12 protein-coding genes are annotated in these 13799 nt (G+C 62.8%); 7 read left to right on the forward strand and 5 right to left on the reverse strand.

Going from position 1 to position 13799, the window contains the following annotated elements:
• Positions 1 to 2 precede the first annotated feature (2 nt).
• From ACZ881_RS05260 to ACZ881_RS05270, 3 genes are all read right to left on the reverse strand, one after another.
• Positions 3 to 1436, reverse strand: coding sequence for a purine-cytosine permease family protein (locus tag ACZ881_RS05260; protein WP_476113036.1), 1434 nt, complete (start codon positions 1434 to 1436; stop codon positions 3 to 5).
• Between the two features lie 172 nt (positions 1437 to 1608).
• Complete coding sequence (locus tag ACZ881_RS05265; protein WP_476113038.1) at positions 1609 to 3105, reverse strand: aldehyde dehydrogenase family protein; 1497 nt, start codon at positions 3103 to 3105, stop codon at positions 1609 to 1611.
• 22 nt (positions 3106 to 3127) lie between these two features.
• Positions 3128 to 3322 (reverse strand): hypothetical protein, encoded by a 195-nt coding sequence (locus ACZ881_RS05270; protein ID WP_476113040.1) that lies wholly within the window; start codon positions 3320 to 3322, stop codon positions 3128 to 3130.
• Between the two features lie 397 nt (positions 3323 to 3719).
• Here ACZ881_RS05270 and ACZ881_RS05275 point away from each other — a divergent pair, with 397 nt between their 5' ends.
• Positions 3720 to 5690 (forward strand): primary-amine oxidase, encoded by a 1971-nt coding sequence (locus ACZ881_RS05275; RefSeq protein ID WP_476113866.1) that lies wholly within the window; start codon positions 3720 to 3722, stop codon positions 5688 to 5690.
• Between the two features lie 104 nt (positions 5691 to 5794).
• The gene (locus tag ACZ881_RS05280; protein WP_476113042.1) at positions 5795 to 6403 is read left to right on the forward strand and encodes a TetR/AcrR family transcriptional regulator; all 609 of its coding nucleotides are present in this window, start codon (positions 5795 to 5797) and stop codon (positions 6401 to 6403) included.
• Here ACZ881_RS05280 and ACZ881_RS05285 read toward each other — a convergent pair.
• Positions 6400 to 7314 (reverse strand): LysR substrate-binding domain-containing protein, encoded by a 915-nt coding sequence (locus tag ACZ881_RS05285; protein ID WP_091465083.1) that lies wholly within the window; start codon positions 7312 to 7314, stop codon positions 6400 to 6402. The genes ACZ881_RS05280 and ACZ881_RS05285 overlap by 4 nt on opposite strands.
• Positions 7315 to 7445: 131 nt before the next feature.
• Here ACZ881_RS05285 and ACZ881_RS05290 point away from each other — a divergent pair, with 131 nt between their 5' ends.
• From ACZ881_RS05290 to ACZ881_RS05305, 4 genes are read left to right on the forward strand one after another with little or no spacing between them, the layout of a single operon-like run.
• Entirely contained in the window at positions 7446 to 7877 is a 432-nt protein-coding gene (locus ACZ881_RS05290; RefSeq protein WP_091465082.1) for a RidA family protein, read from the forward strand.
• Positions 7874 to 8545, forward strand: a complete 672-nt coding sequence (locus ACZ881_RS05295; RefSeq protein WP_476113045.1) for a DUF1028 domain-containing protein — start codon at positions 7874 to 7876, stop codon at positions 8543 to 8545. Before ACZ881_RS05290 ends, ACZ881_RS05295 begins: the two co-directional genes overlap by 4 nt.
• Positions 8535 to 9695 carry a M20 family metallopeptidase gene (locus tag ACZ881_RS05300; protein ID WP_476113047.1) on the forward strand — a complete coding sequence of 387 codons (1161 nt, stop codon included), beginning with the start codon at positions 8535 to 8537 and terminating at the stop codon, positions 9693 to 9695. The genes ACZ881_RS05295 and ACZ881_RS05300 overlap by 11 nt, the downstream gene beginning before the upstream one ends.
• Before the next feature lie 41 nt (positions 9696 to 9736).
• Entirely contained in the window at positions 9737 to 11158 is a 1422-nt protein-coding gene (locus tag ACZ881_RS05305) for an aspartate ammonia-lyase (RefSeq protein WP_476113049.1), read from the forward strand.
• Between the two features lie 61 nt (positions 11159 to 11219).
• On the opposite strand, the gene ACZ881_RS05310 is transcribed toward ACZ881_RS05305, so the two are convergent.
• Positions 11220 to 12497: a flavin-containing monooxygenase gene (locus tag ACZ881_RS05310; protein ID WP_476113051.1), complete on the reverse strand. Its 1278-nt coding sequence runs from the start codon at positions 12495 to 12497 to the stop codon at positions 11220 to 11222.
• A gap of 228 nt (positions 12498 to 12725) precedes the next feature.
• Here ACZ881_RS05310 and ACZ881_RS05315 point away from each other — a divergent pair, with 228 nt between their 5' ends.
• A complete protein-coding gene (locus ACZ881_RS05315) occupies positions 12726 to 13724 on the forward strand; it encodes a malate dehydrogenase (RefSeq protein WP_476113053.1) in 999 nt (332 codons plus the stop codon).
• The last annotated feature ends 75 nt before the right edge of the window (positions 13725 to 13799 follow it).

The raw sequence follows: 13799 nt of genomic DNA on the forward strand, positions 1-13799 counted from the left end.
CATTACTTTCCATGGATTTGGGGTTCGATGGAGCTGAATTGGGCTTCTGAATCGAGGCGTATCAGCCCCGGGGCGGTGCGGGCGATCACGATGTAGACCAACGAACTGACTCCAAGGCCCACGAGCCAGGCGATATCAATTCCGCCCATAGCCTCGGCCACCACACCTGTATAGAAAGAAGTGGCCATGAAGGGGACCTGGGCAAGAACGCCGATGGCGAAAACCGCCAGCGCGCCGGCATTCCAGCGGCCGTAGCGGCCACCGTCGGCAGCGTAGAACTCATCTACTGCATAGGAGCCGTGTCGGATGACGTAGTAGTCCACCAAGTTGACGGCAGACCACGGGATAAGCACGTACAGGAGCACGCTGAGGAAGCTGAAGTAGGAGGACGCGAAACTGGTTGCGGACGTTAAGGCCAGAGCCACACCGAGCACGTGCAGCACCAGGGACGTCACCAAGCGGGCTTTGATTCCAGGGCGCCATCCGCTGATGAAGGTCTCCACCAGCGTCAGAGCACATAGTGCACTGCAGTAGGCGTTCACCGAGTTTCCCGCGGCGGCCACCAAAGCAAATCCCACCAAGACCGCGGCACCGAGTACCGGCCCGAGCAAGCCATGAAGCCCTGTCATCGAATCCACGCCCGTTACGGCGATCCCAACCCCGGCACCGAGGACCATCAACACTGCGCTCGACGTGACGCAGCCCAAGTAGGTTCCCCAAAAGGCTCCCTTGGTGCCTGACTTGGCAGGCATGTACCGGGAGTAGTCCGACACGTAGGGAGCGTATGTCAGCTGCCACACGATGCCGATTGCCAGCATGGCGAGGAAACCCGTCCATGTGAATTCACCGTGGTTCATTTGAGCCCAAAAGTCGCCACTGGCAAGGAGGCCCGCGAAGGACACCAGCACCAGTGCGCCAACCACGTAAGCGCCCAAGGCTGTCACCTTCCGGACCAGGTTGTACCCGAACGCAGCGATGATAAAGCTGAGGACAGCACAGCCGATGATCATGGCAGTTCCATTGGCCTCCGGCAGAAGCGCTGCGACCGAGTCCGAGGAAACGATCAGGTTCGACGAGAAGTACCCCACGAACATCAGGATCGCCACCGCCACGATCAGACTCGCTCCGCGCGATCCGAATTGGCCACGGGCTTGCAGCATCTGGGGGACGCCCAGCTGCGGTCCCTGCGCCGCGTGTAGAGCCATGGCGATTCCGCCGATTGCGTGGCCGAGAAAGATCGCGATGATGGAGGCGACCATGGGAAGCCCCAGCAGTGTGGTGGCCGTGGCGCCGGTGACCACCGTTAGGGGCGTCATGTTCATTCCGAACCAGATGGTGAAGAGTTCCCGGGACCTACCGTGCCGCGCTTCGGCCGGTATGGGGGCGATGGACTCTTGTTCGATTTCGAAAAGACGGGAGCGGAGCATCGATTTCATTTGAGGGTGTCCTTAACACAGTGGAAGGATGCTGGCAGATTCTGGCAGGCCTTCCCCAAAAGCCCTTCGGCGCCTAACCTGGTCTGCTGTCTGGCCCAGCGTAGGCCTGTGAACTGCATCACGTAAACCATTGAATCGTGATGCATATCAGCGGATTTCCAGATGAATCGGGTCAGCCGAACTGGATCCACGTTGTCTTTGGCGCGGTGTAGTTGTCGAAGGCGTGCAGGGAGAGGTCCCGCCCGAACCCGGACTGCTTGAAGCCGCCAAAGGGTGTGGTGTTTCCCAGTGCGTCCACGGTGTTGACGGAGACTGTTCCAGCAAGGAGATCCCCTGCCACGCGATGTCCGCGGGACAAGTTTGACGTCCACACAGAGGCAGCCAATCCGTAGTCTGTGGCATTGGCCAAACGCACCGCTTCCTCCTCCGAATCGAAGGCGTGCAGCACAGCCACGGGTCCAAAGATCTCCTCGCGGTGGACGTCGTGATCCACACCCAGACCGCCCAACAACGTGGGTTCCAGGTAGGCATCCGAGCCCCGGATTTCGCGCCGCTCACCGCCGAAAAGCACCTCACCTTCGGCGCGGCCGCGCCGAATCCAGCCCTCGACGTCGTTCGCGTGGGCGCTGCTGATAAGGGCACCGTTGCCTTCCAAACCAGCCAACGGGTCTGCGGGCCGGTAGTCGGCCGCCGCCTCTGCAAGGAGTGCCGCGAACTCGTCATGGATATCCCATTGCACCAGGATCCGTGAATTCGCAGAACAGACCTGTCCTTGGTTGTAGAAGGCCCCGAAGGCGGCCTTGGCTGCTGCTTCGGGCAGGTCCGCCGTATCGGCGAAGACGATGTTGGAGCTCTTGCCGCCTGCCTCGAGGCTAAGCCGTTTGAGGTTGCTGCGACCCGAGGCTTCCAACAGGGTGCGGGAGACGGCGGTGGAACCCGTGAAGGCCAGCGCATCAACGTCCATGTGGTGCGCCAAGGCCGCACCTACTTCCCGCCCTGTGCCTGTAACGATGTTCAGCACGCCATCCGGAAGGCCCGCTTCCGTGGCCAGTTCGGCGAGGCGCAGAACACTCAACGAGGTCTGCTCGGCCGGCTTGAGCACCACGGTGTTTCCGGAAGCCAGCGCCGGAGCCAGTTTCCATACCGCGATTTCCAGCGGGAAGTTCCACGGCACGATTGCTGCCACCACACCCAGGGGCTCGCGGGTCACCAGGGCGGTTGCCCCGGGGGGAACTGCCGGTAGTTCACCGTTCTGCTTATCCGCAGCCTCCGCGTACCAGCGCAACGTGGAGATAGCGCCGGGCACGTCAACAGTAGTGGTCTGCAGGATTGGCTTGCCGCTGTCCAGGGTCTCCAAGAGCGCCAATTCATCAGAATGTTGCTCCATCAAGGCAGCCAACGCCAGCAACAGCCCTTTTCGCTTCTCAGCCCCGGATCGGGCCCACGCGGGAAAAGCGCGCCTGGCGGCTGCTACCGCGCGATCAACGTCATTGGCTCCGCATGCAACCAGCTCAGCAAGGACACGGCCATCAATCGGGCTGATCGTGGGGCGGGTGGATTCCGTGCTTGACGCTGTTCGGCGACCATCGACGAAAGCCCTTCCATCGATCGCGAGGGCGTCGGCACGGCCGTGCCAGTCCAAGGAGAGTGTGGTTGAAGTGGTGTTCATGGTGACTCCTGGTGTGGGGGTTTTAGTGGTGGGGATTGAGCTGTGGTGTTGAGGTACGGGCGATGCGCAGGGCCGCGGAAGCAGCCATGAGGCAGAGAAGTTCAACGCCAATGAGGTCGAGCATGGCTGTTTGGTGACCAGCTACGGAGGCGCCCCGGTTGTCACCGTGGTGCCCGCCGCCAGGCCCCAACAGCAGGACGAGGTGGATGAGGATCATGACCGCGCTCATCGCCAAGAGGTGGCCGGCGGCACGTGGCGCAGCCTGCTGGACGCAGTGCCGCGCCCTCCTTCGGATGAGGGAGCAAGCCATGGGAGCGGTGCAGGTCAAGCACGCAGCACCCATCGCCGCCATCCACCAGGCCATGACGCCTGCCGGGCTGCTTGCCGCCGCCGCCACGTGGGCTAGGGCGCTGCCCGCAGCTGCAACGCTCACAAGGCCGGCGGGAAGGGGCGCGGTCGTGCCGCGCCGCCAAGGTAGGCGGTATTGCTGGTTCATGGTTCTCCTGGCCGCCGGCGACGTTTGGGTCAAGGACTTTACGCCGGCCTGTGAGGTGGGTAACATCAAAGCGTTGGTTGAACAGTTGTACCATCAAAAATCGACTTCAGGAAGTGCCATGACCCTTCAGACCACCCCCTTGGCCGCAACGACGCAGGCTCCGCTGGGGCAGCATCCGCTTGAGCAGCTCTCGGCACAGGAGATCCACCAGGCCCGCCGGATCCTGGCAGAGGCCGGCCTCGTCGCAGAGACCACCCGCTTCGCCTACCTCGGCCTGATCGAACCGCCCAAGACCGCCTTTCAGGGAGATGCCGCAGATGCCCCTCGCCTGGTCCGGACCATGCTTTGGGACGCGGCAGAGTCGCGTTCCCTCGATGTCAGGCTGTCCCTGACCACAGGACTCGTCCTTGATACGCGGGAACTCAACCCCGCAATCGATGGCCAGTTGCCCGTTCTGCTTGAGGAATTCGGGATCATCGAGGACATCCTGGCTGTAGATCCACAGTGGAAAGCAGCACTGGCCAGCCGTGGCCTGACCCCGGCACAGGTCCGCGTCGCTCCCTTGTCCGCAGGCGTCTTCGAGTACGGGAACGAGGAAGGCAAACGGCTTCTTCGCGGCCTCGGATTCCGCCAGGACCACGCCGCGGACCACCCCTGGGCCCACCCGATTGACGGGTTGGTGGCCTTCGTGGATGTGGAAAACCGCCGAGTGAACCACTTGATCGACGACGGCCCCGTGCCGGTACCGGAAGTCAACGGGAACTACACCGACCCCACAATTCACGGCGAGCTCCGCACGGACTTGAAGCCGATAGAAATCACCCAGCCCGACGGTCCCAGCTTCTCGTTGGAAGGCAATCACCTTTCCTGGGCCGGCTGGGACCTGCGCGTGGGGTTCGATGCCCGCGAAGGATTGGTCCTCCACCAACTTCACCACTCGCACCAGGGCCGGCGTCGGCCAGTGATTCACCGCGCCTCCATCTCCGAAATGGTGGTCCCCTACGGCGATCCGTCCCCTTATCGGAGCTGGCAGAACTACTTCGATTCCGGCGAGTACCTGGTGGGCCGGGACGCCAACTCGCTCAAGCTGGGTTGCGATTGCCTGGGTGACATTACGTACATGTCCCCTGTGGTGGCTGATGATTTCGGCAATCCGCGGGTGATCGAGAACGGCATCTGCATCCACGAGGAAGACGCGGGAATCCTGTGGAAGCACACGGACGAGTGGGCCGGCTCCAACGAGGTTCGGCGCAACCGCAGGTTGGTTGTCTCCTTCTTCACCACCGTGGGCAACTACGATTACGGCTTCTACTGGTACCTCTACCTGGACGGCACCATCGAGTTCGAGGCCAAGGCCACGGGCATCGTGTTCACGGCAGCGCTCCCGGACAAGGACTATGCCTACGCCTCGGAGATCGCCCCGGGCCTCGGCGCCCCTTACCACCAGCACCTCTTCAGCGCCCGGCTGGACATGATGATCGACGGCGACACGAACCGGGTTGAGGAACTGGACCTGGTGCGCCTTCCCAAGGGACCGGGAAACCCGCACGGCAACGCCTTCACCCAGAAGCGCACAGTGTTGGCCCGTGAATCGGAGTCAGTCCGCGACGCCGATGGCACCAAGGGGAGGGTGTGGCACATCAGCAACCCGGACTCGTTGAACCATTTGGGCCACCCCGTGGGCTACACCCTCTATCCGGAGGGCAATCCCACGTTGGCCATGGCCGATGATTCCTCCATCGCTTCGCGGGCCGCTTTTGCCAAACACCACCTGTGGGTCACGCAGCACGCCGAGGACGAGCTCTACGCGGCAGGCGACTTCGTCAACCAGCACCCCGGAGGTGCCGGGCTTCCCAGCTACGTGGCCCAGGACCGGGACATCGATGGCCAGGACCTCGTGGTGTGGCACTCATTCGGCCTGACGCACTTCCCCCGCCCCGAGGACTGGCCCATCATGCCCGTTGACACCACCGGTTTCACGCTGAAGCCACACGGTTTCTTCGATCAGAACCCCACACTCAACGTTCCATCCTCTGCCACCGGACACTGCGCGCCTGCCGAGCAGAGTGGCGGCTCCTGCGGACACTGACGTTTCATCCGCGCCCACCATTGCGGGAGCGCGCCCCGGCGTTCCCGCAGTGGTAGGGTGCTCACGGTCGCGCCATGTCCACCCGCCCGAATTGAAGGAGCAGCATGCCCCGCTTGGTTGATCACGATGAACGCCGGCGTTCCATCATCGAGACCACGTGGCGGCTGATTGCTGAGCAGGGCATCGAGAACGCCAGCATGCGGGACATCGCCCGGGAGTGCGGCTACGCGGCACCGGGCGTGCTGGCCCATTATTTTCCCAACAAGGACGCACTGCTGCTGGCCTCCTACGAATTGATCTGCGAACGCACCAACGAACGCATCGCCGCAGGCACCGCCGGCCGTCGCGGCCTTTCAGCCCTTCGAAGTTTGTGCCTGGAAATCATCCCGGCCGATCCCCTCACCGTGGTGGAAGCCCGCGTTGCGGTTTCGTTCTGGCAACGCGCGCAGACTGAAAACGCGCTGCGCGCCGTCGGCAGGGAGGCCCTGTTGCACTGGCGCGGGCTGGTGATGGGTTTCCTTGCCCAAGCAGAGCACGACGGCGAATGCGAACCATTGGCGGACCCGGATGCGGTTGCCGATGAGCTGCTGAACGTCATGATGGGTCTGCACGTCACCTCCATGCTTGATCCGGATGCGGTCACTGGTTCCCGTCAGCGCCATCTGGTGGAGCGTGCACTTGCGCGGCTGGCTGTCCGGGAACAGCCGGCCTAGCTTCGGGCCGAGCGGGCGGCAACGATTTGGTGCCGCACCGCCTGCGCTACCGCCCGCACCCTCGCCGTGGGGCGGTGGGACTTCAGGTGGGCCAGAACTGTCTTCAATTCCGGCACATCGTCACGGATTTCGACGGCGGCCAGCTGGCCGCCGTCGTACGTCAACTGATGCTGTGGCCGCTGGTGAAGGATGGAGTAGCCGAGGCCACGGGCCACAAAAGTACGCACCGTTTCATAGCTGGCCGACCGGAACCTGACGTCGGGCTCCCGGCCACCGAGCCTGGCGATGGAGAGCATGAGATCGCGGGTGTGCGGCAAGTCCAGCAGCACGAAGGGTTCACCGCTCAATGCGGACAGCTGAACAGTCTTTGATCCCGCCAGCTTGTGATCTGGCGGAAGTGCCACATAGGGCCTCACGGTATCCACCACTGAACTGGCTATCGCTTCGGGCAGGTCGAGGTCGTAGCACAGCGCCAAGTCCGCCTGCCCACTGAGCAATGCGGCGATGCAGCCCGAAGTATCGGTTTCGATGACTTCCGCTTCGAGGGCCGGGTGGTCTTCCCGCAATTTCGTCAGGACACCGGGCAGCAGGAAAGGTGCCAGCGTACTGAAGCAGGCAACACGGATCCGCCCGGAGACGCTTTGGTGCTCTCCACGCGCGTGGTCAATGCTCTCTTCAACCTGGGCAAGGATGGCTTGGGCGTCCCTGACGAACAGCTCGCCGGCTGGTGTGAGCACCAGGCCTTTTGAGCGCTGCCTAATGAAGAACTGCGTCCCGACGTGCCGCTCCAGCTGAGCGATGGCCGCTGAGACAGCTGATTGGGCCACGTTGAGGCGAACGGCTGCGCCTGTCATGGACAGCTGGGCTGCCGCTTCCACGAAGTAGCGCAACTGCGTGAGTGTCACATCCATAAGAAGAGGCTACGCCATTCATCGGAAAAGTCGATGCAATCATTCTAAAAGAACTGTTGGACAGATTTAGAGCACCACAGGAAGCTGAAGAAGACGAGCACACGTCCAAGAACTGAAAGGCAAGCCGCGACATGAAGCACCAGCGTATCCGTACGTTCAACACGAAAGAGACTTATCCGGAGCAGAACCTGGACAACGATCTGTGCCAGGCCGTGGTGGCCAACGGCGTGGTTTACCTCCGGGGCCAGATCGGACAGGACCTTGAGACCCGCGAGTCCGTGGGCATTGGCGACGTCGAAGCCCAAACGGAGAAGGCCATGGCCAACATCGACATGTTGCTCAAGGAGGCGGGCAGCAGCCTTGAAGACATCGTCAAAGTCACCGTCTACCTCATCGACCCCCGTTACCGCGAAACCGTCTACCGCACCATGGGCCGCTGGCTCAAAGGCGTTTTCCCCGTCTCTACGGGCATTGTGGTCCAGGCCTTGGCCCGCCCGGAATGGCTTGTGGAAATTGACGCCACTGCCGTGCTCTCCACGGGTACCTCGGAGGGGCGGTCATGACATTCAGCATCGCGGCCACAGACGGCAGCGGCAGGTTCGGCATAGCGGTCTCTTCTTCTTCTCCCGCTGTTGCTGCCCGCTGCGCGCACTTGCGCGACGGGGTCGGCGCGGTCAGCTCCCAGAACATCACCGATCCTCGTCTGGGAACAGCATTACTCGACCGCCTGCAGGCGGGCTATTCCGCGCAGGAGGCGATTGACGCCGTCGTGCAGGAATCACCTGCAGTGGATTACCGGCAACTGGTGGTGCTCGACGCAAACGGTGGATCCGCAGTGTTCAGTGGTGAACGTACCCTTGGCGTGTTTGGCGAAGGCAGGGGCCCCAACAGTGTGGCGGCGGGCAACATGCTCGCTGCTCCGGGGATTGCCCAAGTCCTCTGCGACGCCTTTGAAGCCACCGCCGGAGAGCTGGAAGTGCGCCTTATGGCTGCCCTTCGAGCCGCTGTTGCGGCCGGCGGCGAAGCCGGACCCGTGCGATCGGCCGGACTTTCGGTGGTATCCGGACACGGCTGGAGGGACACGGACCTGCGCGTGGACTGGCATGACCACCCGATAGCCGAACTCGAGCAACTCCTGGACGTGTGGCTTCCTCAGCGGCAGGACTACGTAGTCCGTGGCCTGGATCCCGCCGCCTCCATCAGTTATGGGGTTGCCGGCGATGAGCGGTGAACCAGCAACCACCATCACTGCCCCGGCAGTTCAGCGCCAGCGCGTGTTGGATTCCGTTGACGCACAGCGGCCCCACCTGATCCATCTCTCCGAAACCCTGCACGCCAACCCCGAACTTGGCTGGCAAGAGCATCGTGCCGCTGGCTGGACCGCAGAGTACCTGTCCGGTCACGGCTTCAAGGTGGAAAGAGAGTATCTGGGCTTTCCCACCGCCATCCGGGCCGTCTTCGGAACGGGCTCACGCCGCGTTGGGCTCATGGCCGAGTACGACGCCCTTCCGGCCCTCGGCCACGCATGCGGCCACAACATCATCACGGCCATCTCGTGCGGTGCCGCCGTGGCCTTGGCGCAGTTCGCAGCCGAACATGACCTGACCGTGGAACTATACGGAACCCCTGCCGAAGAAGGCGGCGGCGGAAAGATCGAGCTCCTCAAAAAGGGCGCTTTCCAGGGCTTGGACCTGGCCATGATGGCCCATCCCAGCCCTGTTGATTCGGCAGAAGCCCGCCCCTACGCAGTGGCCCACAACCACGTGGAATACCGGGGCAAATCAGCCCACGCCGCTGCGTATCCGGATCAGGGTGTCAACGCCAACGACGCCTTTATTGTTGCCCAGGTAGCGTTGGGCCTCCTTCGCCAACAACTGCCTTCCGGTACCCGGGTCCACGGAATCCAGACGCGCGGGGGCGAAGCGCCCAACGCCATTCCGGAAAAGACCGAGGGCCGTTGGTACGTCCGTGCAGAATCACTTGCGCTGTTGGGCGAGCTGGAGGAGCGCGTACAACGGTGCTTCGAAGCGGGGGCATTGGCATCCGGCTGCGAGCTGTCCGTGACCCCGGAATCGGAGCCCTACTCGGAGTTCCGCACGGACCTGCGGGCACTTGAACTGTACATGCACCATGCGGAGTCACTCGGCCGGGACTTCAACGCCCCACCGGAGCAAGCCACCATGAACCGGGCGTCAACAGACATGGGCAATGTTTCCCAAGTGGTTCCGGCCATCCACCCCTATATAGGACTCGGCTGCTTCCCGGCAGCCAACCACCAACCCGAGTTCGCCGCGCACTGCGTCGGCGACGCCGCCAACCTTGCCATTCACGACGGCGCAGCCGCCTTGGCACTCACAGCACTGGACTACCTGGCACCGTAGCCAGGGAGTCCGGCGTCGTGGGCATTTCCAGGAACAGGACCATGACAGAACACGTAGTACCTTCTCCCTGCACGGGAGTACGACGAGAGCACGACAGCCTCGGGGACGCGGACGTTCCCGAGGCTTCCTACTGGGGCATCAGCACCCTCCGGGCCGTGGACAACTTCCCCGTCAGCGGACGAACCATCGGCACCCTGCGTTCCCTCATCTGGAGCCTGGGTGCCGTGAAATACTCAGCGGCACGTGCAAACGAAAGCCTGGGCCTTCTGCCTCCGGACAAGTCGGCAGCCATCCAAAGGGCCTCCTTGGAGGTCATGGATGGTCGCCTCGATGACCAGTTCGTGGTGGACACTATCCAGGGCGGTGCGGGAACCAGCACCAACATGAACGCCAACGAGGTCATTGCCAACCGCGCACTGGAACTGATGGGCCGCCGCAAGGGCGACTACGCGGCGCTGCACCCCATTGATGACGTTAACCGCAGCCAGTCCACCAATGACGTCTACCCCACCGCCATCAAGATCGCCCTGCAACGGGAAATATCGGGGTTCTGCGACGAGCACGCCCGGCTCATCCAAGCATTTGACGCGAAGGCCACGGCGTTCGCCGGAATCATCAAAGTGGGCCGCACCCAACTGCAGGACGCTGTGCCTATGTCCATGGGACAGGAGTTTGGTGCCTTCGCCGACACCCTCCGTGAGGACGGCCAACGGCTCCATGAACTCCTTCCCCATCTGCGTGAATCCAACCTTGGAGCCACTGCAATCGGCACCGGCATCACCGCTTCCCCCGGCTACCGGGAAGCTGTGATCAATGAGCTCAGTTCCATCACCCGACTGCAGCTCACCTCCGCGACCAACCTGGTGGAGGCCACCAGCGACACGGGTGTGTTCATGCTCGTATCGGGCGTCTTGAAGAGAGCTGCTGTGAAGCTGTCCAAGATCTGCAATGACCTCCGCCTGCTGTCCTCCGGCCCGCAGACGGGGTTTGGCGAGATCCTCCTGCCCGCAGTGCAGGCCGGGTCCTCCATCATGCCCGGGAAGGTCAACCCGGTCATCCCGGAAATGGTCAACCAAGTTGCCTTCCGGGTGATCGGAGCGGATGCCACCGTAACCATGGCCGTGGAGGCAGGGCAGCTCCAGCTCAATGCCTTCGAGCCTGTCATTGCTGACGCTTTGCTTGAGTCGATCGCCTGGCTCACTGTGGCCTGCCGCCAACTCCGGACACACTGTGTGGACGGCATCACCGCCAATACACAGATGCTGCAGCAACGGATGATCGAATCCATCAGCGTCGTCACCGGATTGGCACCCTTGATCGGATACGCCGCCGCTGCAGAACTGGCCAAGGAGGCCCTCGCAACCCAACGGGGCATTGCCGAATTGGTGATTGAGCGCGGACTGCTTGACCCGCAGAAAATGGAGGAGGCTCTTTCGGCCAGGTCGCTGGCCGGCCTCGCCTGATTCCAACCACCAAAAAGGGGACCACGCCTGCTCGGCGTGGTCCCCTTTTGTGGCTCTGGCGTCAGACGGCTCCGCTCGCCACCAGGGCATCCTGCTCATTGTGGGTGAGGTAACTCCGCTGGATGGTGATCTGGTCGGCCACGTACTTGGCGTCGTGCCAGACGCCCCAGATGAAGCTGGATCCGCGGCGTGACTGCCAGGGTAGGCCCAGGAAGTAGATGCCGGGCTCGGTGGATACGCCGCGTTGCTGCAGCGGCTTTCCCTTGTCATCGAAAGCGTCCACTTGCAGCCAGCTGTAGTCCACTGCGAAGCCTGTTGCCCACACGATGGAGGTGATTCCGGCCGCGACGAGGTCCAGCTCATGGATGGGATTGGTGAGGCTCTCCGGGTCCGGCCTGAGGAAGCGGGCTTCGGGTTCCTCCGGCAGGTCCAAACCATTGCGTTCCACGTACGCGTCGGCTTCGTCGAGCAACTCCAGATAGTGAGCATCGCCGTTGGCAATGTTGGTACGGAGATCGTCCGCGAAACGCATGGTGCCGTCCTGGATCTCCAGGGTCCGCCCCACGAGCTTGATTCCGTTCTCGGCGAGCGCCCGGAAATCCACGGTGTGGCCGCCGTCTGCCCCGCTGACCGCGATGGTCACGTGTTCGGCGCCCAGTGCCGGGGTGGAGGCGTCCCACTTGCCGAGCACACCCAGCCACCAGCAGAAGTCCCGGCCGCGGTAGTTCCGCGGAGGCCGGTCGTGAGGCCCAACGGAAAGGTACACCTGGCGGCCTGAACGCTGGATTTCCGCGGCAATCTGGACGCCGGAGGAACCGGCGCCTACCACCAGGACGGCGCCTTGGGGCAGTTGGCCGGGGTTGCGGTACGAGCTTGAGTGCATCTGCATGAGTCCGGCGGTTTCGGGAACGACGGCGGGGATCACCGGCCGCTGAAACGGCCCTGTGGCGGCTACGACGTAGCGTGCGTTGTATTCCCCATCGGATGTTTGTACGTGAAAGCCCGGCGCTCCGACGTTCCTGCGCACTGACTTGACCTCCACGCCGCAGCGGATGGGCGCGCCGATCTTCTGGGCGTAGGCCACGAAGTAGTCGGCTACCTGCTCCTTGGAGGGGAAGGAGCCGGCCTCGATGTCGGTGAATTCCAGGCCGGGGAAACGATCGTGCCAGGCGGGCCCGTTGGCAACCAGGGAATCCCACCTCATGGAACGCCACCGTTCGGCAATGCGGTGGCGTTCCAGGACGACGTGGGGAATTCCCCGCTCGTTTAGGTGCTCGCTCATCGCTACCCCGGCCTGGCCTGCCCCTACGACGAGGACCTCTACCTCTTGGCTTGACATGTGTTCTCCTATGTAGCGAAAGGTCGCAAACGCGCTGGCTGCTGCGGCCCTTTTCTGTGACGGTTAATTCATTCTCACGTGGACAAAGTGCATCTGCATAGCGAATAAAACAGCGCAACCACATCGGAAATTATGATGATTGGCCCACGCGCACCACAGCGCTGTGGCACCATGACATAAAGCTTCCAAAGACCATCGGGGACAACAGATCAGCAAGGAGAACGTGACGTGAGCACGCCCATCAAGATCGCCGTGACCGGAGCAGCCGGCCAGATCGGCTACAGCCTCCTCTTCCGGATCGCTAGTGGTGCCCTCTTTGGCGCCGATACTCCCGTGCAACTCCGTCTCCTGGAGATCACGCCCGCGTTGAAGGCACTTGAGGGTGTGGTGATGGAGCTCGATGACTGCGCGTTTCCCGCCCTCGACTCGGTGGAAATCGGCGATGACGCCGACCATATTTTCGACGGCGTCAACCTTGCCTTGCTGGTGGGTACCCGTCCGCGTACCAAGGGCATGGAACGCGGCGATCTGCTCAGTGCCAATGGTGCCATTTTCACAGCACAAGGCCAGGCGCTGAACCGGGTGGCAGCCGACGACGTCAGAATCGGAGTGACGGGCAACCCGGCCAACACCAACGCCTTGATTGCCATGAGCAACGCCCCGGACATCCCTGCCGCGCGATTCAGCGCCCTGACCCGGCTGGATCACAACCGTGCCCTTGGACAGCTTGCTAAAAAGACTCAAGTCAGGGTGGGGGATATCCGCAAAATGACCGTGTGGGGCAATCATTCTGCAACGCAGTATCCGGACATCTTTCACGCAGAGGTGGCAGGCCGGAACGCAGCCGAGGTGGTGAACGATCAGGACTGGATCGAGAACGATTTCATCCCCACGGTTGCTCGTCGAGGCGCAGCGATCATCGATGCCCGGGGCGCGTCCTCTGCGGCATCAGCAGCATCGGCAACCATCGACGCAGCCCGCGACTGGCTGCTCGGAACACCCGAGGGCGATTGGGTTTCCATGGCCGTTGCATCCGACGGATCCTATGGGGTGCCTGAGGGTCTCGTCTATTCATACCCGGTGACTACTTCAGGTGGAAACTGGGAGATTGTGGAAGGGCTGGAGGTGAACGACTTCAGCCGCCGGAAGATGGACGCTACTGCCGCTGAGCTTTTCGACGAGCGGGCTGCCGTGGCTGAACTCGGCTTGATTGATCTCCGCCAGTGACGTGCTGTTGGCGTCACCAGCCGTGCAAGGTCGGCGCCGGGCGCCTGCGCGGCAGCGACGACATTTTCGTCAACC

The sequence above is a fragment of the Paenarthrobacter sp. TE3676 genome, assembly GCF_056279165.1.

Excerpts from the sequence above, each read along its gene's own strand:
- ACZ881_RS05260 (WP_476113036.1), bottom strand. The coding sequence starts at position 1,436 with ATGAAATCGATGCTCCGCTCCCGTCTTTTCGAAATCGAACAAGAGTCC.
- ACZ881_RS05265 (WP_476113038.1), bottom strand. The coding sequence starts at position 3,105 with ATGAACACCACTTCAACCACACTCTCCTTGGACTGGCACGGCCGTGCC.
- ACZ881_RS05270 (WP_476113040.1), bottom strand. The coding sequence starts at position 3,322 with ATGATCCTCATCCACCTCGTCCTGCTGTTGGGGCCTGGCGGCGGGCAC.
- ACZ881_RS05275 (WP_476113866.1), top strand. The coding sequence starts at position 3,720 with ATGACCCTTCAGACCACCCCCTTGGCCGCAACGACGCAGGCTCCGCTG.
- ACZ881_RS05280 (WP_476113042.1), top strand. The coding sequence starts at position 5,795 with ATGCCCCGCTTGGTTGATCACGATGAACGCCGGCGTTCCATCATCGAG.
- ACZ881_RS05285 (WP_091465083.1), bottom strand. The coding sequence starts at position 7,314 with ATGGATGTGACACTCACGCAGTTGCGCTACTTCGTGGAAGCGGCAGCC.
- ACZ881_RS05290 (WP_091465082.1), top strand. The coding sequence starts at position 7,446 with ATGAAGCACCAGCGTATCCGTACGTTCAACACGAAAGAGACTTATCCG.
- ACZ881_RS05295 (WP_476113045.1), top strand. The coding sequence starts at position 7,874 with ATGACATTCAGCATCGCGGCCACAGACGGCAGCGGCAGGTTCGGCATA.
- ACZ881_RS05300 (WP_476113047.1), top strand. The coding sequence starts at position 8,535 with ATGAGCGGTGAACCAGCAACCACCATCACTGCCCCGGCAGTTCAGCGC.
- ACZ881_RS05305 (WP_476113049.1), top strand. The coding sequence starts at position 9,737 with ATGACAGAACACGTAGTACCTTCTCCCTGCACGGGAGTACGACGAGAG.
- ACZ881_RS05310 (WP_476113051.1), bottom strand. The coding sequence starts at position 12,497 with ATGTCAAGCCAAGAGGTAGAGGTCCTCGTCGTAGGGGCAGGCCAGGCC.